General features: G+C 70.4%; 19 protein-coding genes and 1 pseudogene. 7 read left to right on the top strand and 13 right to left on the bottom strand.

Going from position 1 to position 23,037, the window contains the following annotated elements; all coding sequences use genetic code 11:
* Positions 1-18 precede the first annotated feature (18 nt).
* Together ABZ810_RS35300 and ABZ810_RS35295 are read right to left on the bottom strand one after the other, a co-directional pair.
* Positions 19-1,521, bottom strand: a complete 1,503-nt coding sequence (locus ABZ810_RS35300; RefSeq protein ID WP_358410692.1) for a hypothetical protein — start codon at positions 1,519-1,521, stop codon at positions 19-21.
* Between the two features lie 314 nt (positions 1,522-1,835).
* Positions 1,836-1,967 carry a hypothetical protein gene (locus ABZ810_RS35295; protein ID WP_358410690.1) on the bottom strand — a complete coding sequence of 44 codons (132 nt, stop codon included), beginning with the start codon at positions 1,965-1,967 and terminating at the stop codon, positions 1,836-1,838.
* Positions 1,968-2,462: 495 nt separating this feature from the next.
* On the opposite strand from ABZ810_RS35295, the gene ABZ810_RS35290 reads away from it, so the two are divergent.
* Entirely contained in the window at positions 2,463-2,963 is a 501-nt protein-coding gene (locus ABZ810_RS35290) for a hypothetical protein (protein ID WP_358410688.1), read from the top strand.
* Here ABZ810_RS35290 and ABZ810_RS35285 read toward each other — a convergent pair.
* Together ABZ810_RS35285 and ABZ810_RS35280 are read right to left on the bottom strand one after the other, a co-directional pair.
* Positions 2,929-3,357 (bottom strand): annotated as a pseudogene (locus ABZ810_RS35285) (integrase core domain-containing protein); the annotation flags it as partial. The gene ABZ810_RS35290 and the pseudogene ABZ810_RS35285 overlap by 35 nt on opposite strands.
* A gap of 320 nt (positions 3,358-3,677) precedes the next feature.
* Positions 3,678-4,253: a CGNR zinc finger domain-containing protein gene (locus ABZ810_RS35280; protein ID WP_358410687.1), complete on the bottom strand. Its 576-nt coding sequence runs from the start codon at positions 4,251-4,253 to the stop codon at positions 3,678-3,680.
* Positions 4,254-4,335: 82 nt separating this feature from the next.
* Between ABZ810_RS35280 and ABZ810_RS35275 the strand changes: the two genes are divergently transcribed.
* From ABZ810_RS35275 to ABZ810_RS35260, 4 genes are all read left to right on the top strand, one after another.
* Positions 4,336-5,508, top strand: a complete 1,173-nt coding sequence (locus ABZ810_RS35275; RefSeq protein ID WP_358410686.1) for an epoxide hydrolase family protein — start codon at positions 4,336-4,338, stop codon at positions 5,506-5,508.
* Positions 5,509-5,853: 345 nt separating this feature from the next.
* Positions 5,854-6,744 carry a hypothetical protein gene (locus ABZ810_RS35270; protein WP_358410685.1) on the top strand — a complete coding sequence of 297 codons (891 nt, stop codon included), beginning with the start codon at positions 5,854-5,856 and terminating at the stop codon, positions 6,742-6,744.
* Positions 6,745-7,095: 351 nt separating this feature from the next.
* Positions 7,096-10,617, top strand: a complete 3,522-nt coding sequence (locus tag ABZ810_RS35265; protein ID WP_358410683.1) for an FGLLP motif-containing membrane protein — start codon at positions 7,096-7,098, stop codon at positions 10,615-10,617.
* A 464-nt stretch (positions 10,618-11,081) separates the two neighbouring features.
* On the top strand, positions 11,082-12,488 hold the full coding sequence (locus ABZ810_RS35260; protein ID WP_358410682.1) for an NAD(P)/FAD-dependent oxidoreductase: 1,407 nt from the start codon (positions 11,082-11,084) through the stop codon (positions 12,486-12,488).
* A 6-nt stretch (positions 12,489-12,494) separates the two neighbouring features.
* Here ABZ810_RS35260 and ABZ810_RS35255 read toward each other — a convergent pair whose 3' ends face one another.
* The 5 genes from ABZ810_RS35255 to ABZ810_RS35235 are packed head-to-tail and all read right to left on the bottom strand — an operon-like array spanning position 12,495 to position 15,179.
* Entirely contained in the window at positions 12,495-12,932 is a 438-nt protein-coding gene (locus ABZ810_RS35255) for a YdeI/OmpD-associated family protein (RefSeq protein WP_358410681.1), read from the bottom strand.
* A gap of 14 nt (positions 12,933-12,946) precedes the next feature.
* Complete coding sequence (locus ABZ810_RS35250) at positions 12,947-13,399, bottom strand: pyridoxamine 5'-phosphate oxidase family protein (RefSeq protein WP_358410680.1); 453 nt, start codon at positions 13,397-13,399, stop codon at positions 12,947-12,949.
* Position 13,400: 1 nt separating this feature from the next.
* Positions 13,401-13,817: a pyridoxamine 5'-phosphate oxidase family protein gene (locus ABZ810_RS35245; RefSeq protein WP_358410679.1), complete on the bottom strand. Its 417-nt coding sequence runs from the start codon at positions 13,815-13,817 to the stop codon at positions 13,401-13,403.
* A 22-nt stretch (positions 13,818-13,839) separates the two neighbouring features.
* Positions 13,840-14,223 (bottom strand): hypothetical protein, encoded by a 384-nt coding sequence (locus ABZ810_RS35240; protein ID WP_358410677.1) that lies wholly within the window; start codon positions 14,221-14,223, stop codon positions 13,840-13,842.
* 56 nt (positions 14,224-14,279) lie between these two features.
* Positions 14,280-15,179, bottom strand: a complete 900-nt coding sequence (locus tag ABZ810_RS35235; RefSeq protein WP_358410676.1) for a LysR family transcriptional regulator — start codon at positions 15,177-15,179, stop codon at positions 14,280-14,282.
* A 219-nt stretch (positions 15,180-15,398) separates the two neighbouring features.
* Here ABZ810_RS35235 and ABZ810_RS35230 point away from each other — a divergent pair, with 219 nt between their 5' ends.
* Positions 15,399-16,562, top strand: coding sequence for an AraC family transcriptional regulator ligand-binding domain-containing protein (locus ABZ810_RS35230; protein WP_358410674.1), 1,164 nt, complete (start codon positions 15,399-15,401; stop codon positions 16,560-16,562).
* Here ABZ810_RS35230 and ABZ810_RS35225 read toward each other — a convergent pair.
* Positions 16,456-17,109 (bottom strand): helix-turn-helix domain-containing protein, encoded by a 654-nt coding sequence (locus ABZ810_RS35225; RefSeq protein WP_358410672.1) that lies wholly within the window; start codon positions 17,107-17,109, stop codon positions 16,456-16,458. The genes ABZ810_RS35230 and ABZ810_RS35225 overlap by 107 nt on opposite strands.
* Positions 17,110-17,263: 154 nt before the next feature.
* Here ABZ810_RS35225 and ABZ810_RS35220 point away from each other — a divergent pair, with 154 nt between their 5' ends.
* Positions 17,264-18,904, top strand: coding sequence for an MDR family MFS transporter (locus ABZ810_RS35220; protein WP_358410670.1), 1,641 nt, complete (start codon positions 17,264-17,266; stop codon positions 18,902-18,904).
* A 100-nt stretch (positions 18,905-19,004) separates the two neighbouring features.
* Here ABZ810_RS35220 and ABZ810_RS35215 read toward each other — a convergent pair whose 3' ends face one another.
* Genes ABZ810_RS35215 through ABZ810_RS35205 form a run of 3 tightly spaced genes read right to left on the bottom strand, consistent with a single transcriptional unit; the run spans position 19,005 to position 22,909 of the window.
* A complete protein-coding gene (locus ABZ810_RS35215; protein ID WP_358410669.1) occupies positions 19,005-19,598 on the bottom strand; it encodes an ATP/GTP-binding protein in 594 nt (197 codons plus the stop codon).
* Entirely contained in the window at positions 19,579-19,971 is a 393-nt protein-coding gene (locus ABZ810_RS35210; RefSeq protein WP_358410667.1) for a DUF742 domain-containing protein, read from the bottom strand. Before ABZ810_RS35210 ends, ABZ810_RS35215 begins: the two co-directional genes overlap by 20 nt.
* Positions 19,972-19,978: 7 nt before the next feature.
* A complete protein-coding gene (locus ABZ810_RS35205; protein WP_358410665.1) occupies positions 19,979-22,909 on the bottom strand; it encodes a nitrate- and nitrite sensing domain-containing protein in 2,931 nt (976 codons plus the stop codon).
* Positions 22,910-23,037: the final 128 nt, after the last annotated feature.

The raw sequence follows: 23,037 nt of genomic DNA, 5'->3' as shown, positions 1-23,037 counted from the left end.
GATGAAGCCACCTATGGCTCATGGATGCACTCCAGGGGCAGGATCTGGGTACATAGTGTACGGATAAAGATTCCCGTTCGCATCCTTCTTGAAGATCGCCTTGATCGCACCTCCCTTGAAATTAATAGGCAGATAATTTCCTGGGCTGTTGGGGTCAATGAAATAACCAGTGAAGTGCTTGTGTCCATTCTTGCCCAGAAGTTCTTCGATCGGAACCTTCTGGACATAGTCGCCACTCTTCAGCGCCCGCATGCGCAACACCCCTTCAACGTTCTGGAATGTCTTCGGATCATTAAATTTCGTGGCATACGGTCCGACCTTGTGCAGCTTTCCAGTGACGCCGTCCTTCGTCGTACCGGTCATTGGGTCGATCTTGTCTTTCGTTACAACGAACCCATTCTTGAGCTTCGGTGACCCGTCATCGTTGTACTTGGGTGTACCCAGCCTTCTTTTCAGATCATCGTCAGTTGGATCCAGGTGTCGTTGGACACCGTGTGCCCCAGGGCCGGCCTTGCGCAGCGCATCGATTCGCTCGGTGACTTTGGCCTTGCTGAGGGCGGCGGCGAGGCGGCTGCCGGCGGCGCTGCCCGAGCCGGTGCCCATGGTGACGGCGCCGATGACGATGGAGGGGACCATGGTTCCGTAGGCGCGCAGTGGGTCCTTTTTCCACAGGTCCCAGTTGATCAGCGCCTTGCCGAACTCGACGGGGTGTTGTGCGCCTTGAGCCAGGCCTTTGGCTTGGCCGATCGGGCCGCGCTGTTCCCAGCTGTCCCAGTCGACCATCATGTAGAACGGGGCGGTGCTGGCGTTGCTGGCCAGCGTGTACAGGCCCAGGTCCTTGGTGCCGTCCCACACTCCGGCCAAATATCTCTGGGTGTAGTCATGCCACGTCTTCCTCAGCGCGGTCTCCCACGGCCCCTTGCCGTCACCGTCCTGCCCGAGCCCTGCGGCCAGGCCGCGCACCACACCCATGGCCGATTGCACCGCGGCCTGCACCGCCGCGTCACGATCGGCCTTGAGCAGTTCATCGCGCCGCCGGTGCACATCCTGCTGCTGGCGGGCCACCCAGCCGCCGGCCCGGCGGATCCCATGCCCCGGGCCGGTATCCAAGCCCAGGCCGTCCAAGATCCGAACCAGCGCGCCGCCGGCGTCTTCCCACTCCCGACCCGCGCGGCCCAACTCCACACCGAGCCGGTGCAGTCCGTCGGGCGAGCCACTTCGTACGTCTGTGGAGGTGCGTCGGCCACCGCGTGGTGGTCCTGGGATGTAGGGCTCGCCGACGTGGGGTGGTCCGCCCTGGGTCTGTGCGGCGAGCCGTTCTGCCGCATCGAACGCCGCATAGAACCCCGCGCGCACATCGCGGTGCCGGTCCGCCAGGTCGGACAGGAGCCGGTCGGCGGCCGGGCCGACCAGCGCGCCCTCCAGCAACAGCCCGAACGAGGATCGCAACGCGTTCCCGTGCTGCTCGGCCAGCTGCTTGATCTGCGTCAACCGCACCGCCGCCTGCTCAGCCCGTGTCATCAGACCACCACCAGGCCCCGATCAGCAAAGCGTTGACAGGGGAGAGAAGGGCACTCACCGCATTTCAACCTTTGCCACAGGAACGAATGTGATCCCCCTGGGCGCTGAGGCAGTTGACCCCCTGGTGCGAAAACCCAGGCAGTCCCGCCGACCCGCCACAGGGAGGACGGGTGCGGTCAGCGAGTGGCCGCCTCGATTTTCTGCTGCGAACGCTTGAGGTCCTGGCCGCCCTGCTCCAGAGCGATCGCCATCTTGTCGAACGCGGTCTTGGCCTCCATCCACGGAGCCCGGAACCGGTCCGCACCCGGCCCCCATCAGATCTCCGTGCTCGACACCGTCCGACCGTTCGGATTCTTGATCAAAGCGTCCAGGTTCTTGGAATGCTTGCTGAACATCCGCGACAGGTCTTCAAGTGCGCCGACACTGGCGTCACGCTTGTCGCTCACGGAGGTCCCCTTCGCCGAGATCTACGAGCACACACACGGTGAACCAGCCGACGCCACAGGGGTTCAGGCCTGGGGCGTGTGTGACATCAGCGGAAACGGTACGCGCCCATGGCTGGGCCAACCAGACCTATTTCACGGGTCAGACAACAGAGTCAAGGCGGCGAAACTCGCCTCTGCTGAAGCCAGACCACATCCCCGGGAACCACCGTTTTTGTGTTCACCAGTGACCTGCTTGATGTCGCCGGAGCGATGGCGGGGCCTGCTGGAAACCTTGTACGGCCCGCGGTAAGCGCTCACCGCGGATGATCGCCTCGAACTCCCGTGGAACCAGCCAGCCGACACCCGAGGACGTTGCCTCCGGGAACCAGAGAAGCCGCACCATCGTCCGACCAGTGCCCCAGCGCAACCATAGCTCCGGCCGCTGGCCTGTCTGCCCGCCCATGCCTTGCTTCCATCCGCGACGGTGAGGCCGGATGAAGGAGATCAGCCGAGGCAATGAACTGGATTCCCAGCGCGGTCTCCGCGCTCATCAGTGTCACCGCGGTTATGGTGGTCTACGCATTGAACCGGCGCCACGATTACTACGAGCTGGCGCGGTCCCTGCACGAAGACCTGACCAGCGGGCAGGTCGCCGGAGCGCGCGATGCCCTCGGCACCCTTGTTCACGGCCCACCCCAACCTGACCTGGACTTCGCCCCCCAGAAGATCAGGCATGCCTACTTCACGCTGTTGTGGGCCTTTGAACGAATCCAGGCCGGGCGGCACCACATGGCTCGGGGATCAGTCCTCGGAGGCGGGAAGGCCGCGCGCCGCTACCTGGACGGCATGATCCGTTGGCATGTCCGGGAATGGGCGAGCGGCCTTCCCATGGTCAGAGAGCGCCTCGAGGACCTGACCGGGGAGTCGATGACGGACTCCGACTCACTGCAAGCGTTCGAGGAGCTGACCCGCGAGTTCGGCATCAGAAGTGAGGCTGCATCGGTGTCGGCGATCTAGATGTACCTGATCGTGATCTTGGTGTCAGGCGGGTGATGGGTGGCTGGCCGCCGAGGGCTACGTGTGGGCGTTTGGGGTTGTAGTGCTGCAGCCAGGTGGCCAGTTGGTCGGTGCGTTGCTGGTTGCTGGTGTAGGGCTGTCGGTAGGCCCATTCTTGGGCGAGGGTGCGGTTGAGGCGTTCGGCTTTGCCGTTGGTCCATGGGCAGCGGGGGCGGGTGAATTTCTGTCGGGCGCCCGGCTCGGCGTAGTCCTGCTGGAACGCTCGTGAGATCCGGTAGTTCTTGGCATTGTCAGTCAGTACCCGTTGGATGCGGGTGATGCCGCGGGAGGTGAAGAACGCCGCCGCCCGGGTGAGGAGAACGGCGCAGGTGACGCCCTTCTCATCGGGCAGGACTCCGGTTCTGGCTGCACGGCGGCGAGCAGCCGATCCACGGCCGGCCCGCGCTTCGCGACACCTTCGCCGCCCCGTTTGCCCGGTGGCCGGAGATGGGATTCGACGTCCACCGGACGATCCTCGGCGAACGCCACTGGGTACTCGACTGGGCGCTCACGGCCGCCCTCACCGCCGCGTCGGCGTCCTGAGCCAGGACATGGCGCTGCATCGCATCTGGGCCGGGACTACGCCCTGTACGGTCGCGCTGCCTGTAGTAGCGATCTGGAGAACGTGACGATGTACCTCCGGTCGCGTCCACCATCGTGTCGAGAGCGTAACGATCACTTCGCCGACCTAGAGGGTTTGCGCTGGTTGGCGTTGAAGCGTGCTTTCTTCTGACGGTTTCCGCACGTGTTCATGTCACACCATTTGCGGGTGCGGCTTTGGCTGGTGTCGAAGAAGGCGGCTTGGCAGGTCGGTGATGCGCACAAGGCCAATCTTCCGTCTCGTTCGCCCGCGATGATGCTGATCGCATCGGCGGCGATCACGCTCAGGGCGTCTTCCACGCGGGAGCCCGAGCTGAGCCGCCATTGCCGCTTGCCCTCGGGCGTCAGGATCGCAGCGGCCCGACCCTCGGCACTGCGGTCGTTGATGACGTGGACGGCAGATGCGGGGAGAGCGTCCTGGACCGCGGCCGCTGTCGCGGCGAGGTGGATCGACTCCCGCAGTTCCCGGGCGAGGTCGAGCTGGGCGGTGGTGCAGGAGTCCACGGCGAGGCCGTTCACCGCCAGCCAGTCGACGAGTCGCTGCGGCGTGGGAATGCGCTCCACGGCGTTGCCGCGGCGCTCCGTCAGAGTCCCCGTGAAGCTGGTCGCCAGCACGCTACCGAGGCGAAAGTCAGGGAACCCAGCGCTCATGGAACCACCTTAGCCGGTTGCACGGTGGCAGGACGGGATGTTAGAACCGTCTTAGCCGGTTCCGCGATGGCCAGGAGGTCTCATGTCCCGTCCGACCCGCGACGTGCAAACGTTTGAAGCCCACGCGACCGACGCCGACCTCGACGATCTGCGCGCGCGGCTGGCCGCGGCGCGGCTACCGGAGGCCGAGACGGTGCGTCGCGCCGCGCCCGACCCTCGCCGATGGGACCAGGGCGTTCCTCTTGCCGACCTCGTCGATGTCGTGGACTACTGGCGCACCGGGTACGACTGGCGGTCGTTCGAGGAGCGTCTCGACCGGGTCGGCCAGTTCCGCACGACCATTGATGATCTGGGAATCCATTTCCTGCACCGCCGATCCGCGCGCGCGGATGCCACTCCTCTGATCCTGACCCACGGCTGGCCGGACAGCGTTGCCCGGTTCATCGACGTAGTGGACGAGCTGGCGGATCCGAAAGACGCGGACGCGCCGGCGTTCCACGTCGTGGTGCCGTCGCTCCCAGGCTTCGGTTACAGCGACAAGCCGGCCGCCACCGGATGGGGAACCGAAAAGATCGCGGCCGCATGGGTGGAACTGATGGGCAGGCTCGGCTACAGCGAGTTCGTGGCCCACGGCGGCGACTGGGGTGGCAATATCACCACGGTTCTCGGCGGCAGGTTCCCGACGCACGTCCTGGGCATCCACACGACGTTCGCGGAGGGACCGCCCGGGTTGGCAACGGAGGGGCTGACGGCGGTCGAGCGCGAATGGGCCGAGGAGACCCGCGATTTCTGGCGCCACCGCGCGGCGTACGCGAAGCAGCAGGCGACCCGACCGCAGACCATCGGCTACTCGCTCGTCGACTCACCGGTCGGGCTTCTCGCCTGGATCCTCGACAAGTTCGCCGAGTGGTCGGACACCGAAGACAGCCCGTTCGAGACGATCTCCAGAGACAACGTTCTTGACGACGTCACCCTCTATTGGCTGACGCGGACCGGCGCGTCGGCGGCCCGCATCTACTACGAAAGTCACAACTCGCTCGACCCCGAACTTCGGGTCGACGTCCCGTCGGCAATCACTATGTATCCCCGCGACGTCGAGAAGTGCCCGCGCCCCTGGGCGCAGGAGCGGTACCGGCAGATCGTCCGATGGAGGTCACCCGAAAGCGGGGGGCATTTCCCGTCGCTGGAGGTTCCCGAGTACTTCGTCAAAGATCTGCAAGAAGGCCTCGCGGCGGTACTGGCCGCTCATCGGTGAACGTCGCTCGGCGACCGGACCTGCGGGCCGCCGCGATCAGCCATGGGCGCCGAGGCCGGCTGCCGCACGACGCTCCGCGCTTCGGACGGCGGGGCCGGGCGGGGCTTTGAACGCTCGGTCCGCCAGTGAGTTCGGCCGAGTCGTTCGCCGTCGATCTCGACTGGCCCTTGCGGGTGTGGTGAAGCCGGGGTGTCCTGCGGCGTGGGTTACTGGGGTGGAGAAATTGATTCGGATACAGGATCCCGGAATTGTGACCTGAAGTGGGCATTTCCATTCGCCGCTCTTGCTCTTGAAAGGTTGCGACGTAGGCTCTTTTCTAGAGCGAAAGCGGATCGGGGGAATGTTATGACGGACGGACAACCTGTCATCCAAGGCCAGGGTGCGAACAACAACGAGAACACGTCCACCTCGCTGTGGAACTCGGCGGGCGGCGGTGCGAATGGCACGGGGTTCTATCTTTTCGCCAGCCAGGCGGGCGGTGACGGCCTTTACGCGGTCGCCTACCAGGGCGTGGGCGTACGTTCGTACGGCTACAACGGTGACGGCGTTTATGGCACATCGCTCTACCTCCAAGGTGGAAGCGCCGGGGTCGGAGTACGCGGCGTCGCCAAGGCCAGTGCGGGGGTTGTCGGCGAGGACGTCGGGGGCGGGACCGGCGTCGACGGCCGGAGCAAGGAAGGTGTCGGCGTCCGGGGGCGCGCCCCGGTGGCGGGGGTCATCGGGGAGGTGTCCGGCGCCGACGGGTTCGGGGTCGAGGGCATCAACCTGAACGGCCTGGCGAGCGGGGTCGGCGTCCTCGGGTTCGCGCGCCTCGGTGTCTGGGGCGAGGGATCGATCGGGACGATCGGCCGCAGCAACACCGACTACGGGATCGGCGTCGAGGGCGACGCCACGGCCCGTGGCGGCATCGGAGTCTTCGGTGCCACGGCGACCGATGCCGGAGGCATCGGGGTGTACGCCACCGCGCCGAACGCCGGGTCCACGGCGCTCCAGGTGCAGGGGTCGGCGCGGTTCAGTTCCAGCGGGCGGACGGTGGTCCCGGCGGGCTCCGCACAGGTCACCGTCGCCGGGCCGACGGTGCGCGCGGACAGCGTCGTGCTCGCGACGCTCCAGGCGAACCGCCCCGGCGTCGCCGTACGGGCCGCGGTGCCCGACCCGGCGGCCGGCGCGTTCACCATCTTTCTCACTCAGGCCCCGACGACGGAAACGGCAGTGGCATGGTTCGTGATCAACTGAACGACAACGGGCCGGAGCCGATCTCGCCCGGCGGTCCTCGCCCATGGCCCGAGCCCGCAGACGCCACGGAGGACGTGGCTCTGGCGCGGCCCGCGGACCTCCCCGAGACGTTCGAGCCCCTCTCGGCCTCTCTGCATCCTGCGCGAAACGATTCCGAGGCGTAGGCCGAGCCGCTCTGGTGAACACCTGCGGCTCCGTTCGGCCTCACTAGGCGAACCCCTGGGGCGGTCCCCGATGCCCCAGGGGCGAGGCCGAACGAGCATGAACGGTGAGGCACCAAAGGAGATCCACGATGAACGGATCCGGGGAACGCCCGTTCGTGGGTCCGGACCTGACGACCGGTGGCGAACGATGACCGACCTGCCCAGAAGACGTGCCCGTCTGGCGGCATGGATGTTGCTGCTGACGGCCGCCTTCTGCACGGCGTCACTAGCGGTCCCGGGGAACGCGCAGGCGGCGGAGGCCACAATCACCGTGAAGCCCGCGGCCGTCCCGGCGGAAGGAAGAACCACGGTCACGGTCACCGGGTTCGACTGCTCGCCTCCGTCACCTTCCGCCGAATTGGCCCTCCAGTACACCGGAAACGTGCAGATCTGGCTGCAGGAGTGGTGGGTTGACAAGGGAGCCCTCTGGACACTGGTGCAAGCAGCCGAGTCTCGTAGTGCGGGCAGCACGGACATCATTGTGACGATCCCCGCGGGAACCACCCCCGGGCTGTATCGCCTGATGGCCACGTGTCAGGTCGCCGATATGCAGCAGCCACTGGAACAGCCGTATCCCAAAGCAACTGCCCGTGTTTCGGTGACAGTGAAAGCGGAACCACCTTCGATCTCGGCTCGCCCACGTTCGGCGGTACCGGGCAAGGATTTCGAAATTTCGGGCCACAAACTGAAGTGCCCGGAGGTTTCCCAGGTCACCATCTCGGCGACCAGTCCGGCCACACCGGAGCACAAACTCATCGATTCTGATGTGCAGGCAAGTGTCGATGGCGAAGGTGGGCTCTCGCACCTGCTCAAAGTGAGAGCTGACGCCCAGCCGGGCCAGTACACGGTGACCGCTCGCTGTACGGACGATGACACGGTGACCGCGAGCACGTCCGTGTACGTCCCAGGAGTCACACTGGTCCCGGGCTCGGGGAAGACCACGGACCCGATTCACGCGGCAGGATCTGGATTCGACTGCAACGGTGACGGGCCCGAGGGGGACGGGCAGGCCGAAATCCTGTGGGATGAGGACGTCCCCGGATTTCCGGTGACATCTCCCGTCAGCGGAACCGGCTGGAGCTTCGGCACCGACTTCAAGATCCCGGAGCGCGCCGGCGAGGGACGGCATGTCGTCACGGCGAGGTGTAAGGACTACCCAGAGGTCTCCGTCACCACAGAATTCGTGGTGGAGGGGACCGAGAAAGGGCACTTCGAGGAGTTCGGGATAACGCCGGACCACGGAAATCCAGGTCAGTTCTTCCAGGCCAGCGGTCGTGCCGTGGGTTGCGCGGACGTGCGGTTGACGTGGGACACCACGACAGAGCTCGGAAAGGCCACGCCGGACTCCACGGATGACTTTTCAGCCTCGTTCAAAGTGCCCAAGGTGAATGAAGGCCAACACGAGGTGACCGGTCACTGCGGCGAAGACAAGATATCCCTGACCTTCACCGTGACGAAGGTCCTCAAGCCGGAACTGTTCCTCGATCCCCCGGTGGCCTACCCGGGTGATGTGATCACTCCGATCGGGACGGGCTTCGACTGCAGAGTCGGTGAAAACGCCGCCGGTAGCGTCGAAGTGCTCTGGCCTGGCTCTCCCGAGCCTAAGTCGGTCAATTCGCAGACCGTCACCCCCGAAGGTTCGTTCGCCGGATCGTTCACAATTCCGGACGATGCGAAGCATGGACCGTACAAAGTGACGGCCCGGTGCATCGGGAACGAGAAGGTCGCGGCAGAACGCACCCTCACCGTTCTCCAGATACCGTTCGACGGTCCACCGGGCATCAAGGCGACTCCGGGCAGCGGGGCGACCGGCCAGGCCGTGCAACTGAGCGGGATCGCCTTCGACTGCGACGCCGCAGGGCGCGGACGTTCCGGGCAGGCCCTCGTGACTTGGGACGGCGGGACGCCGCTCCCCACGGCCGACGTGAGCGACCAGGGAGCGTTCATCTCGACGTTCTCCGTGCCCGAAGGGGCTCGTGAGGGCGTTCACACGATCAGCGCCGAGTGTGCGACGAACCCCGGTTCGGCGGCGACCGCGCTCTTCGTCGTCATCGCCGACCCCGGTCTCGGGCCTACGAAGCCGCCGATCACGCCGACGGTGACACCCACCTCGCCCGGGCCGAGGAGCACTTCCCCATCGCCCTCGACGTCGACGTCATCGCCTCCCGGTGGTCCGTCAGTCCCGACCACGGGTCCCACGGGCGGCGAGCCGACCGGCCCGACGCCTACGAGTACGGACCCGACGCCTTCTCCGTCACCGACCACGACGACTTCGCCGCCACCGCCGCCTCAGGTCACCTCCGTGTCAGTGTCGCCGAAGTCGGCGCTGCCCGGCGCCACCGTGCTCGTGATGGGGAGGAAGTACCCGCAGGACTGCGAGAGCTACGTTCCTCGCCTGGCGGACCGCGTGCTCCCGCTGCGTTCGCCGATCACCGCCGTCGACAGGGCCAGCAACGAGTCCGCGGTCACCGGTGCCGTGGTCGTTCCGGCGGGGACGCGGCCGGGGCGGCGTGTTCTGGATCTGGACTGTGTCAGCGGCGGGCAGCGGCGCGTGTCGGCGGCCGCCGACCTGCAGATCGCCGGGCCACCCGGTAACGATGACCTCAGGTCGGGGCTCGCGTCGCTGTTGCCCTCGCCGCACGAGGTGCCGTTCGGGCTGCCGCGCTCGCTGGCGTCGGTCCTGCTCGCCGGGCTGATCATCGTGGCCGTGGGCTTCCCCGCGGAGGTCTTCAACAAGACCTACGAGAAGAACCGGGACGACATCCGCGGCCTGTTGCGGCTCGGGAACCGCGACTGGACCGGGGGTTCCACCGCCGTGCGGGTCGCGCTCTTCATCACGGTCTCCGCGGGACTGCTCCTGGTGGCCGGCGGGGGCGTCGGACCGAACTTCAAGACGCTCTTCTCGGCCATCGGCATCATCGTCGCGGTCGTCGCCACCACGGCGCTCTATTCGGGCGTCGCGGTCGCGTACCGCTATCACGTCACGGGCGAGCGGGTGCAGTTGCGGCCCGTTCCGAGCGCGCTGGTCGTCGCGGCCATGTGCTCGGTGGCGACCGTGGCGGCCGGGTTCAGGCCCGGTTACGTGTACGGGCTGTTCCTGGCCGCCGACGAGCCCGAACGGGCGGGCCGGACGACCGGAGGACGCGGACGGCGGCGGCGCCGTCCGGCGTCCCAGCGGGAGAACGAGGTCCTCGCCGGCCGTGGCGTCCTCATCGCGGCGGCGGTCACGCTGGGCGCCGTGGTCGTGGCCTGGGTGGCGCGGATCCCGCTGGACTCGGCGGCCGACGACGGCAGCCGCGACGCATGGGTTCTGCTGGGCGACGCGGTGCTGGCGGGGTTCGTCGTGATGGGCATCGAGACGGTCCTGTTCGCGCTGATCCCGCTGACCTTCATGGACGGCCGGGACCTCGCCGAATGGAGCGACCGGGCGTGGGCCGGGGTCATGGGCTTCACCACGCTCTTCTTCACCCACGTCCTCTTCGCGACCAAGGCCGGTGAGACCCGCACGCCGGGGGCGGGGATGCGGATGCTCGCCCTCTTCCTGGCGTTCGGGCTGGCCTCGTTGGCCTTCTGGGGCTTCTTCGAACTGCGCGGCCGGCGTGCCCGCCGTACACCCGCCGGGTCCGGTGTCAGCGGATCAGCAGGCGGCGACGGTGGTGGGGACGGGTAGGCGGCGGGCGGGGGTTGAATTTGCTCGCGCCACTCAAGGGTGAGGAATCCGTCCACATCCGGACGTTTGTTGTGGCTTTGTTGCTGACCTTGAAAAGTGAGAGTAAGAAGCTTCTGACGAGTGCGGTCAATGGAGAAATGCCCGATGGGAGGAGCGGCCAGGCCGTGACTCGCCGACTCTGCACCGTGCGCACTTCGGCACCGTTCGCCCCTTCCTCAGGGGTGCTCTCAGCGTTCTGAATTCCGGCGGTAAAGCCGCCGCCACCAGGTCTCCGGCCCCGCAGAGGCCGGGCGCGCCCTCCGCCCCGGCGCGTCCGGCCGCCCGCTCGCCCCGGCTTCGCCCGCCGGGGCCCGGGCGGCTCTTCGCCGCCGCCGCGCTGGGCGGCGAAGGGCCGTTCGACTGCTTCGTGACCTGTGGACGGAGTGCCTGCGACCGGCGGCGGCGAGGCGGGATAACGTGGGCTCATGGCCGATCTGGAGATCGACGTTGTCGTGATTGGCGCCGGCCCGGCCGGCGAGAACGTGGCCGACCGGGTGGTGCGGGGAGGGTTCTCGTGCGCCGTGGTCGAGGAGCATCTGGCCGGGGGTGAGTGCTCCTACTACGCGTGCATCCCGAGCAAGGCGCTGCTGCGGCCGATGGACCTGATGGGCGAGGTGGCCCGGGTGCCGGGGCTGGAGCTCGGCCCGGTGGACGCCGGCAAGGTGCTGGCCCGAAGGGACGAGGCGGTCTCGCACCTGGACGACGCCGGGCAGGTCGAGTGGATCACCAAGCTGCCCGCGACGCTGATCCGCGGCCGAGGCCGGCTCACCGGGGACCGGACGGTCCAGGTGACGGGGCCGGACGGCGCGGTCACCGACGTCCGGGCGCGGCACGCGGTGGTGCTGGCCACCGGCAGCGTGCCGGTCGTCCCGCCGATCGAGGGGCTGGCGGAGGCCAGGCCGTGGGGCAGCCGCGAGGCGACCACCCTGCGCGAGGTGCCGCGGCGGCTCGCGGTCCTGGGCGGGGGCGTGGTGGCGTGCGAGATGGCTCAGGCCCTGCACGCGATCGGCGCGGAGGAGACGACACTGATCGTCCGTGGTGGTCGCCTGCTCGAACGGAACGAGCCGTTCGCCGGCGAACTGCTCGCCGACGCCATGCGCGCGGGCGGCGTCGACGTCCGGCTCAACACCAACGCGACCCGCGTCGAACGGCACGCGAACGGCACGGTCACCGTCCAGTTGGACGACGGGTCGACGGTCGAGGCCGACGAGATCCTGGTGGCCACCGGGCGCCGTCCCGCCACGTCCGGCATCGGCCTCGAGACGGCGGGGCTGGAGGCCAAGGGGCCGGTGCGGGTGGACGACAGCCTGCGCGTTCCCGGCTCGGAGTGGCTGTACGCGGTCGGCGACGTCAACGGGCGCAACCTGCTCACCCACATGGGCAAGTACCAGGCCCGCGTCTGCGGCGACGTGATCGTCGCCCGTGCCAAGGGCGAGCCGGACGAGGGACCGGGGCTGCGCGACGTGGCCGACGGGTACGGGGCGCCGCAGGTGGTGTTCACCGACCCGCAGGTCAGCGCGGTCGGGCTCACCGAGGCGGCGGCGCGCGACCAGGGCTTCGACGTGCGGGCCGTGGAGTACGAGATCGGCGACGTCAGCGGCGCCTACCTGCTGGGCGACGGTTACACCGGACGGGCCAAGGCGGTCGTCGACGAGCGGCGCAAGGTGCTGCTCGGCGTCACGTTCGCCGGTCCCGGGGTCGCCGAGCTGGTGCACGCGGCGACGATCGCCGTCACCGCCGAGGTGCCGCTCGACAGGCTCTGGCACGCCGTGCCGTCGTTCCCGACGGTCAGCGAGATCTGGCTGCGCCTCCTGGAGGCCTACGGCCTCTGACCCGGGTCAGTCGCCGACGATGGTCTGGACGGCCTTGGCGATCCGGCGCTGCCGGGTCGCCTCGGTCTTGGCGTCCTCGATGGCCCGCACGTGCTGCCGTTTGTGGCTGTAGGCGAGCTTGTCGTACGCGGCGCGCGCGGCCGGGTCGGCGTCCAGCGCGGCGGCGAAGTCGGGCGGCTCGACGACCACGCGCGGCTCGGTGTCGAGCGTGACCTCCACCTCGACCTCGTCGCCCGGCTCGATCCCGGCGCCCTTGCGGTGGGCGGCGCTGATGCCGATGAGCGACAGGCCGCGCATCGCCGCGACGCGGCTGCGCCAGGTGTGGCCGTTGATCGTGATGGTGACGGGCGGGCGTCTGCCCGCGCCGAACGCGTCGAGCACCTCGGCGGGCACCCGCACCGCCGTGGCGTTCCCGGACGGTTCGACGACGGCCTTGAACAACATGGGCGATCCTTCGTTCAGACGAGCCAGGCGCCGGCGCGCATGAGGTCGCGGTCGGCGATCTCGTTGGCCTCGCGCCATGCCTGGAGCCGTCGCGGCCGGATGTGGAAGTAGAGGTACTCGTTCGTCTCCGCGCGCGGGTCGAAGCCGGTCTTGACCGCGAACGCGTCGCCGGTCGCGGCCGGGATCTCGGCATCGGGGACGGCCTCCGCCGTGCCCTCGATGAGGACGACGTCGCGCGTGGGCCCGATGCCGAGGCGCACCTTGCCGGTGGCCTGGAGGTTGCGCGCGGTCGGGCTCGCGGCGGGGGTGGCGACCAGCAGCGTCGTGCCGTCCCAGAGGAACGACAGCGGGATCATGTACGGGGTCCCGGTCTTCTCGTCGGCGGTGGCGACCCACGCGTCGACGTCCTGTTCGAGCCTGGCGAGCGCGTCCTGCCTGCGCTGGACCGGGCCGCGCGGTTCTGCCATGTCAGGCCTCCTCTGGCCGCGCCGCGGCCCTGCACCTGCGGCGTATCGCGACCAGTTGTAGGAGGGTATCGATCCGGTCGTCCAGGCCGATCCGCACCGACACGCCCGTCAGGTGGTCGTCGACGTCGCCGACGATGATCTCGACGGCGGCGAAGTCGGGCGCGCCGGCCATGCCGTGCGCCACGATCCGGGCGGTGCCGCGGGCGGTGAACGCGACGCCGTCCGCCGTGACCAGCAGCGCGACCCGCGGCAGGTCCTCGATCCGGCCGAGCGACCGCCGCGACCGGTGCAGGCTGATCAGGATCGAACGGTCCCCCGCCCGCACCGGGGACGACACGGGGATCGCGTGCGGCCCGTCCGGGCCGACCGTCGTCAGGACGGCGACGGTCTTCGGCGGCCACAGGGGCAAGGTGAGCATGGGTCCCTCCATGCCCTTCACGCTAGGTGGGCGCTCCCCGGCCGTGCTTCTCCATTCGTGCCCACCCTCGGGGCGCCACCGCCCGCCGGTCCGCGGCGCGAACGGCGGGGAGCAGGAGGAAGAGCCCGCAGGACATCACGACGACCGCGCTGAATGCGGTGGCCGCCACGGCGACCGCGCGCCCGCGTCCCGGCAGGAGGCGGACGGCCGCCGCCATGGCCAGGACGGTGACCGCGGCCAGGCAGGCCGCCGTGGCCCGCATCGGCGCGTCGAGATCGAGGCCGCTCAGCACGACCGGGACGGTGAGCACGCCGGTGACGGCCGCCAGCGGGCCGGGGCCGCCGAGCCGCCGGGGCAGCGCGCCGTCACGGGCCAGCGCCGCGCCGAGCCGGGCACCGCCCGCCACGTACGGGTCGGCCGCGTCGGTCGGCCGCGGGTGGTCAGCCGCGCCGGCAGGAACGGTCAGGCGGGAGCCGGGGCGGGAGCCGGCATTCGGGTGCGGGCGAGGGTGATGAGGGCGCGGGCCGCGGGGCTCGTCGGGCCGTCGGCCCGCCAGGCCAGGGCGATGCGGCCGCGCAGGCGCGGGCGGCCGATCCGGACGGTGCGCACCTCGGCGGCGAACGCGCGGGCGGCCGACTCGGGCAGGATCGCCACGCCGAGGTCGCGGGCGGCGAGCCGGGCGAGCATGGGCGGGTCGCCGGCCTCGAAGGACACCTGCGGGGTGAACCCGGCCGCGGCGCAGGCCCGGTCGAAGACGCCGCGCAGGCCGGTGCCCTTCGGGAGCGAGATCAGGGGGCGGTCGCGGAGCGCGGCGAGCGGGATCGACTCCCGCCGGGCCAGCTCGTGGCCCGGCGGGACGGCGGCGACGATCTCCTGGTCGATGACGACCTGCGTCTCCAGTCCCTCCGGCGGGTCGCCGATGCTGATGATCCCGAGGTCGAGCCGGCCGGTGCGCAGGGCCTCGATCAGGTCGACCGTCTGGTCCTCGAACATGGTGATCTCCACGTTCGGATGGTCGCCGTGGAACTCGGCCAGCAGGCCGGGCAGGTCGAGGACGGTCATCCACTCGACGACGCCGACCGTGACGTGCCCGCGCACCAGGCCGGTCAGCTCCTCCACCGCGAGCCTGGCCCCGGCGACGGCGGCGAGCGCCGCCCGCGCGTACGGCAGGACGGCCGCGCCCACCTCGGTCGGCCGCACGGTCCGGCCGGACCGGTCGAGCAGCGGCTGGCCGAGCTCGCGTTCGAGCTGGCGGATCTGCGCGCTGACGCCGGGCTGGGCGACGTGCAGCTTGGCGGCGGCCCGCGTGAAGCCGGCCTCCTCGGTGACGGTCACGAAGTATTCGAGTTGCCGCAGCTCCATAAGCAGTGATGCTAGTGGCCCCGGCACCTATCTCCCGGGCTTCTGATCAGTGCCGTGCGCAGCGCGTGCGCGACCCGGTGGCCCTCGCGGCGCGTCCCGGCGTACGCGACCGCACGGGAGGCTATTGGCAGACTGCCAATACGCGTCTAGTGTCCTGCTCATCCCTTGGAACGCCACGAGGCAGGGGCTGGTGAGGACATGCGAGTTACGGCCGCCTGGATGACGGATCCGGTCACCTGGGCGCCGCGCCGCGGTGCCGCGAGCGCGGTGTTGCTGACCCGGCTGGCCGCCGAGCACGGCATGCCCGCCGCACGGTGCCTCGCCGGGACCGGGCTGACCCGCGCCGACCTCGCCGACCCCGAGGCCGAGATCTCGGCCGGCCAGGAACTCGCCCTGATCGCCAACCTGGTCGGGGCGCTCGGCCACGTCCCCGGTCTCGGCCTGCGGGCGGGCGCCCGCTACCACCCGACCACGTTCGGGCTGCTCGGCCTCGCCGCGATCAGCAGCCCCACGCTCGGCACCGCGGTCGACACCGGCATGCGCTACTTCGACCTCACGTACGCGTTCTCACCGTGGACGGCCGAACGTACGACCGGCGCGCTGCGCAGCGTCATCGACGACCGCGCGATCCGCGCCTCGTACGGCGAGGAGGTCGCGCGCTTCCTCGCCGAACGGGACCTCGCCGCGGTCGCCACGTTCGTCCGCGACCTGGCCGGGCCCGAGGTACGGCTGGACGATGTGAGGTTCCGTCACGCCCGGCCGTCCTACGCCGCGCTCTACGAGACGGTCCTCGGTGTCCGCCCGTCGTTCGGCAGGACCGTGACCTGCGGAACCATCAGTGCCCTGACGTTGTCGGCCACGCTCCCCCAGGCCGACCCGACCACCGCGGAGCTCAGCCGCCGCCACTGCGAGCGCCAGCTGCGCGCCCGCCGTTCGGCGCACCCGGGCGGGGTGCTCGCCGCCCGGGTGCGCGCCGACCTGCGCCGGCGGCTGGAGGCCGGGGCCGGCATCGCCGGCCAGGCGGAGACGGCGGCCCGGCTCGGCCTGAGCGAACGGTCGCTGCGGCGGCGCCTGCGGTCCGAGAACGTCGCGTACAGCGAGCTCCTCGCGGAGGCCACCAGCGCCGCCGCCCGCGCGATGCTGGCCACCGGCCGCACGGTCGAGTCCGTCGCCGCGGCGCTCGGCTACTCGGGGACGTCCAGCTTCACCTACGCGTTCAAACGCTGGACGGGCACCACGCCCGGCGCCTACTCGCGCGCCGCGGCCTCGGTCTCCATCACGGCCGCGCCGACGCCTCCGGCGACGGCCGCGGCGTCGGTTTCGGCGTCGGTTTCGGCGTCGGTTTCGGCTCGGGCGACGGCTTCGGGGCGTGCGCGGCGGTGAGCATCTCCTCGGCGACCTGGAGGAGCGCGGCGCGCTTGTCCTCCATCGTCCCCTCCATGTCCATCAGCGCGAACCCGCCGAAGTAGACGGTGAAGAGCGAGCTGACCGCGCGGATCCGGTCGACCATGCCGGCGTCGTCGTCGGTGAGCAGGCGGCCGAGGGACTGCATGCGCGCCTTGAAGTCCTCGCCCAGACGCATGTCGCGGAGAGCGGCCTGGTTTTCCTGGAGGAAGCGGAAGATCGGGGCGCCGCCGGCCAGGATGGTGTTGAGCCTGCTCAGCAGCTCGCGCCTGGTGTCCAGCGTCGCCGGCTGGGCATCGCCCCACTCGATCAGCTCGTCGAACTCGCCGCCGAGCCGCGCGAAGAGGCTGTGGACGATGTCCTCTTTGGTCTTGAAGTGGTAGTACAGCGCGGCCTTGGTGACGCCGAGGCTCTCGGCGATCTCTCGCAGGGACGTCTTCTCGTAGCCGTGCTCCAGGAAGAGTTCCAGCGCGGCGTTCTGAATGCGCAGGTACGTGTCCTTGCGCCGGGTCTGCGGCTTGGTCACATCACCCTCCCTCCGCGTACGGCCTAGGTCCAAGGTCCGACCCTAACTTACTTGACGCCCGGCAAGTTAGCGCCGTACGTTCTCCTCAACATAACTAGCCGGGCGGCAAGTAAGTTGCTCCCGGACTCAGGATCCACCCCCAGGAGCTGACGACATGAGCACGATGACGGCCCCCGCCGAGACACCTCCCGACGAGACCCCGCGCAAGGCCCGCAACCAGTACGTCGTCCTGGGCGCCGTGCTGATCGCGATGATGCTGGCCTCGCTGGACAACCTGATCCTGGGCACCGCGATGCCGACCATCGTGGGCGACCTGGGCGGGATGGCCCACCTGTCGTGGGTGGTCACCGCCTACACCCTGTCCGTCGCCGTGACGACCCCCGTCTGGGGCAAGCTCGGCGACATGTACGGCCGCAAGGGCGTCTTCCTCACCTCGATCGTCATCTTCCTGATCGGCTCGATGCTGGCCGGAACGTCCCAGGACATGACCCAGCTGATCGCCTTCCGCGCCGTGCAGGGCATCGGCGGCGGCGGGCTGATGGTCGGCGCGTTCGCACTGATCGGCAGCCTCTTCCCACCACAGGAGCAGGGCCGCTACCAGGGCATGATCTCCGGGGTGATGGGCCTGACGATGATCGGCGGGCCGCTGATCGGCGGCTTCATCACCGACAACCTGAGCTGGCGCTGGTGCTTCTACGTGAACCTGCCGCTGGGCGCGCTGGCCCTGGTGATGGTCGCGACGGTGCTGCACCTGCCCAAGCAGCGCAGCCAGGCGCGCATCGACTACCTGGGCGTCGCCCTCCTCGGCACCGCGATCGCCTCGCTGGTGCTCGCCACCACCTGGGGCGGCAACCAGTACGCCTGGGGCTCCGCGACGATCATCGGCCTGCTGGTCCTGTCGGTGGTCTCGGCCGCCGCCTTCCTCGCCGTCGAACGCCGCGCCGCCGAGCCGGTGCTGCCGCTGGGCCTGTTCCGCAACCTCAACTTCACCCTGGTCACGCTGATCGGGTTCATGCTCGGCGTGATGATGTTCGGCTCGATGACCTTCCTGCCGCTCTTCCAGCAGGCCGTCCAGGGCGCCTCGGCGACCAACGCCGGGATCCTGATGATGCCCGTCTTCCTGTCGATGATCCTCGTCAACAGCTTCGCCGGCCCGTACATCACCCGTACCGGCAACTACAAGCCGGTCATCATCACCGGCGCCCTGCTCATCTCGATCGGCGTCTTCCTGCTCTCCACGATGGGCACCGGCACCGGCCGCCCGACCTCGATGGTCTTCATGGCCTTCCTCGGCGCCGGGATGGGCTGCCTGATGCAGACCACGATGATCATCACGATGCGCAGCGTCGAGCCGAAGGACCTCGGCGTCGCCTCGTCCACCGCCACGCTCTCCCGCACCATCGGCGGCTCGATCGGCGTCGCGGTCGCGGGCGCCCTCTTCACCGGCCGGGTGCAGGACGTCATGGCCGGCCACGGCATGGCGTCCGCGGGCGGCGGCGAGAACGCCCAGCTCGACTCGGCGGCGCTGGCCAGGCTGCCCGAGGCGGTGCGGAACGTGTACGAGCAGGCGGTCTCGGCCGGCACGCACCAGGTCTTCCTGCTGGCGACCGTCCTCGCCGTCCTGGCCTTCGCCACCTCCTGGTTCATCAAGCAGGTGCCGCTCACCCGTCCCACCGACGACGACACCCCGGCGAACGACGACGGCGCCCCGGCAGGCGACGGCGCTCCGGCGGCCAAGACCGTGTCCGCGCCGGCTCCGGCCACGGCCACGGCCCTCGCGCCGGAACCCGCCTGATCACCGCCGGGCCGCACCGCCGGCGCGCATCACCTCGAGCCGCATCGTGCCGGCGGGTGGAGTCCTCTCCCCCGCCGGCATGCCGCGTTCCGCCGGGACGTCAGCCGGACGCCGCGCCGGCCGTCCGCTGCGCCCGGCGCGCGATGACGTGCCGGACGAGGGTGGTGAGGACCTGCTTGCCGCTCTCGCGCATCCGGACGTCGCACAGGAGCACCGGGATGTCGGGGCTCAGGTCGAGCGCCGCGGAGATCTCCCCGGGCGCGTAGTCGTAACCGTCCTCGAAACAGTTCACGCCCACGATGAACGGCAGCCCGCGCCGTTCGAAGTAGTCGACCGCGGGGAAGCACTCGGCCAGGCGGCGCGTGTCGGCCAGCACGACCGCGCCGAGCGCGCCCTCGGCCAGTTCGTCCCACATGAACCAGAACCGGTCCTGGCCCGGGGTGCCGAACAGGTAGAGGATCAGCCGTTCGCTGAGCGTGATGCGGCCGAAGTCCATGGCGACGGTGGTCGTCGTCTTGCGTTCCACGCCCGAGGTGTCGTCGACGCCGACGCTCTGCTCGGTGAGCAGTTCCTCGGTCTGCAGCGGCCTGATCTCGCTGACCGCGCCGACCAGGGTCGTCTTGCCCACGCCGAAGCCGCCCGCGACCAGGATCTTCACCGGGTACGGGACGGTGTCAGAGGGCTTCGAGTCCATGGAGCACTTCCCTGAGCAGTTGTTCGGTGACGACGCCGTCGGCCCCGGGCGCCTCCTCGCGCCGGGGCCGCATGACGCCGATGAGGCGCTGGTCGAGCAGGTCGCCAAGGAGCACGCGCACGACCACGAGCGGAAGGTGCAGCTGCCCGGAGATCTCCGCGACGGGCAGCGGACGCCGGCACAGCTCGAGGATCGCCAGGTGCTCGGGGCCGATCCCGGCCTGGCTGAACGACGGCCGGCCGCGCGCCTCGATGACGGCCATCATGTCGAAGGCCTCCCGGGTGACCGGGCGGGCACGGCCGCGCGTGAGCGCGTACGAACGCACGAGGGGACCGGCGTCCTCGTCGAACCACTCGTTCCCGGGTCCGGTCATCACGTGATCACGACCCTCCGCCGTCCTCCACGCCTTCGGCGCGACCGCGTCGGGTGCCCCGCTGGATGGACGACATCATGGAGCGCAGTTCTTCGGGTGAACGTTCGGACCGTGGCGGCGCCGGGGCGGCCGCCGGCTCGCCCGCACCGGCGCCGCGGTCGCGGCGGAGCTGCGGAGCGAGGTTGGCCTGCGCCACCCGCCGCGGCAGGTCGGGCCGGGACGCGCCGCCCGGGGCCTTGCGGCGGACGGGCAGCTCGGGGCGTTCGCCGGTCACGTCGGGCGGAACGACCGACTCGGGCGGCACCGGCGGCGCGGCGGGCATCGGCGAGAGCTCGTCGAAGACCGGCGGCGGCACGGACGTCACCGGCGGGCCGGTCGGCGGCGGTGCCTGCGGCGTCCCCGCCGCGTCCACCCGCGGGATCCCGCCGGTGTCGGCGACCGGGAATCCTCCGGTGTCGGCGCGGGGGAATCCCCCTGTGTCGACGCGGGGGAAGGGCCCGGTGTCCGCACGCGCGAAGGCCTCGCCCGGCGGGTTTTCCGCGTCCGCGCGCGGGAAGCCGCCCGTGTCACCGGCGCCCGGGTAGCCCCCGCCGCCCGCGTCCTGGTAGCCGCCGGCGCCTGCGCCTTGGTAGCCACCGGCCGCACCTTGATGACCGCCCGCGTCCGTGGCCGGGTAGCCGCCCGCGTCCGTGGCCGGGTAGCCGCCCGCGTCCGTGGCCGGGTGGCCAACCGGAGCCCGGTGGCCGCCGCCGGCGTTCGGGTGGCCGCCGGAGCCCGCGCGCGGGGCGCCGCGGCCGTCCACGACCGGGAAGCCACCGGTGCCGGTGCGCGGCGAGCTTCCGCCGCTCACCGCCGGGAAGCCGCCCGTGTCCGCGCGCCGCGCGCCACCGCCGTCCACCACGGGGAAGCCGCCGGTGTCGTCGCCGACCGGCAGCCGCAACACCGCGCCGCCGCCCCCGGACTCGATCGCCGGGAACTGCCCCGATCCCGAGTCGTGGCGGAAGTCGCGCACCGCCCCGACGGGGATGCGCGCGTCCTCGGCGCGGCGGGTGAGCGCGGCCGGGCCGGAGTCGAGCCGCTCGTCGTCGCCCGGCGTGACGATGTCGAGCGGCAGCAGGACGATCGCGGTCGTTCCGCCGTACGGCGAGATGCGCAGGGACACCTTGACGTTGTGGCGGCGGGCCAGGCGCCCGACCACGAACAGGCCGAGCTGCGCGGTGTCGGACAGGTCGAACTCGCCCGGCGACGCCAGCCGCTCGTTGGCGGCGGCGAGCGCCTCGGGCGTCATGCCGAGGCCGCGGTCGTCGATCTCGATGATGAAGCCGCGCGCCGCCTGCTGCCCGGTCACCTGGACCGTGGTGTGCGGCGGCGAGAAGATCGCGGCGTTCTCGATCAGCTCGGCCAGCAGGTGCACGACGTCGGCGACCGCGATGCCGGCCACCGCCGCGCGCGACATCGGCGCGACGTTGACCCGCGTGTAGTCCTCGACCTCCGAGGCGGCCGCGCGGGCGACGTCCATGACCGCGACCGGGTTGCGCCAGGCGCGGCCGGGCGCCTGGCCGGACAGGATGATCAGGCCTTCCGCGTGGCGGCGCATGCGGGCGGCCAGGTGGTCGACCCGGAAGAGGTCCTCCAGGTCCTCCGGGTCGTTGATCCGGCGTTCCATCGCGTCGAGCAGGCCGAGCTGGCGGTGCAGCAGGGCCTGGCTGCGGCGGGCCAGGTTGACGAAGACGTCGTTGATGCTGCGGCGCAGCGTGGCCTCTTCGACCGCGCCCTGGATCGCGGTGCGGCGGGCCGCGTTGAACGCCTGCCCCACCTGGTCGATCTCGGCGGTGCCGAACGAGAGCGGCGGCGCCTCGGCGGCGACGTCGACCTCCTCGCCGCGGCGCAGCCGCCCGATCACCCGCGGCAGCCGCACGTCGGCCAGGTCGAGCGCCTCCCGGCGCAGGCCCGACAGGTCGCGGATGACCGACCTGGCGACCCAGATCGCCAGCACGATCGACACGACGACCGCGACCGCGCCCAGCGCGCCCGCGATGACCAGGCGCGCCATGATGCCGTTCGCGATCGGCTCGGCGCGGCGTTCGGAGGCGTCGGCCAGCGCCAGCTCCAGGCCGCGCAGCCGGGTGAGGTTGGAGTCGGCCGTGGTCTTCCACAGGACGGCGGTCTCGGCCTCGGTCGTGCGGCGGGCCTGCCCGGCGAACCGGTCCTCGAGGGTCCGCAGCCGGGTGTACTCCGGCATCCCGGTGATCCGTTGCAGGTAGGCGCGCTCGGCGGTGGCGAGCTCCGGCGCGGCGAGGCCGTAGAGGGTGCGCTGGGCGCCGACCAGGCGGCTGAACTCGGCACGTTCGGCCGGCGTCATCCGGCCGGCCGCCAGCACGCCGGCGAGCAGCGCGTCCTCCTGCGCGAGCATCTCGCGGGCACGCGTCAGCGACACCTGGTTGCGAGCGTCCCGGGCGACGTCCGCGTTGCTGAGCGTCGAAAGTGATCCCTGCAACGTTCCGAGATCGGTGATGACGGCGGTGTAGTTGGTGAACGACTGGGAGCGGGTCATGCTCTTGCGGTCGACCGCGGTCCGGGTGGTCCCGAGCGCGTCCAGCTGCTGGACGATCCGGGCCGCGAGACCGCGGGCCTGCTGGGACGCGGCGTCCTGCGCGCCCTCGTCGGCGGTGAGCCGGCGGAACAGGTCGGCCTGCCGGTCGGTGACCAGCCGGCCCGACTCCAGCGCGGCCTGGTCGCCCGGCAGCCCGCTGCCGAGGTAGACGGCGGCGAGCCGGCGTTCGGCCTGCAGCGCGCTGCCGAGCGCGCCGGACGGGTAGCCGAAATGGTCGTGGACGGTGTCGACCTTGCGCAGGTTGAGCCCGTCGCCCAGGGTCAGGCTGGCCGCGAACGCCCAGAGGGCGCTCAGCGACACCAGCGACACCAGGACGAGCGCCACGACCTTGAACCGGACGGATCTGAACCGTCCGGACCCCGGCCGGATGCGCCGATGACCAGCTCCCGAACCTGCTCGACGGCCTTTGGTTCCCACAGCGGAAGGCTTTCGTTCGGTGACGGTTAGCGACG

The organism is Spirillospora sp. NPDC047279 (assembly GCF_040643285.1).
Lineage (GTDB): Bacteria > Actinomycetota > Actinomycetes > Streptosporangiales > Streptosporangiaceae > Spirillospora.
Note: the sequence above shows the minus strand (reverse complement) of the source record. Positions and strands in the feature narration are given on the sequence as shown.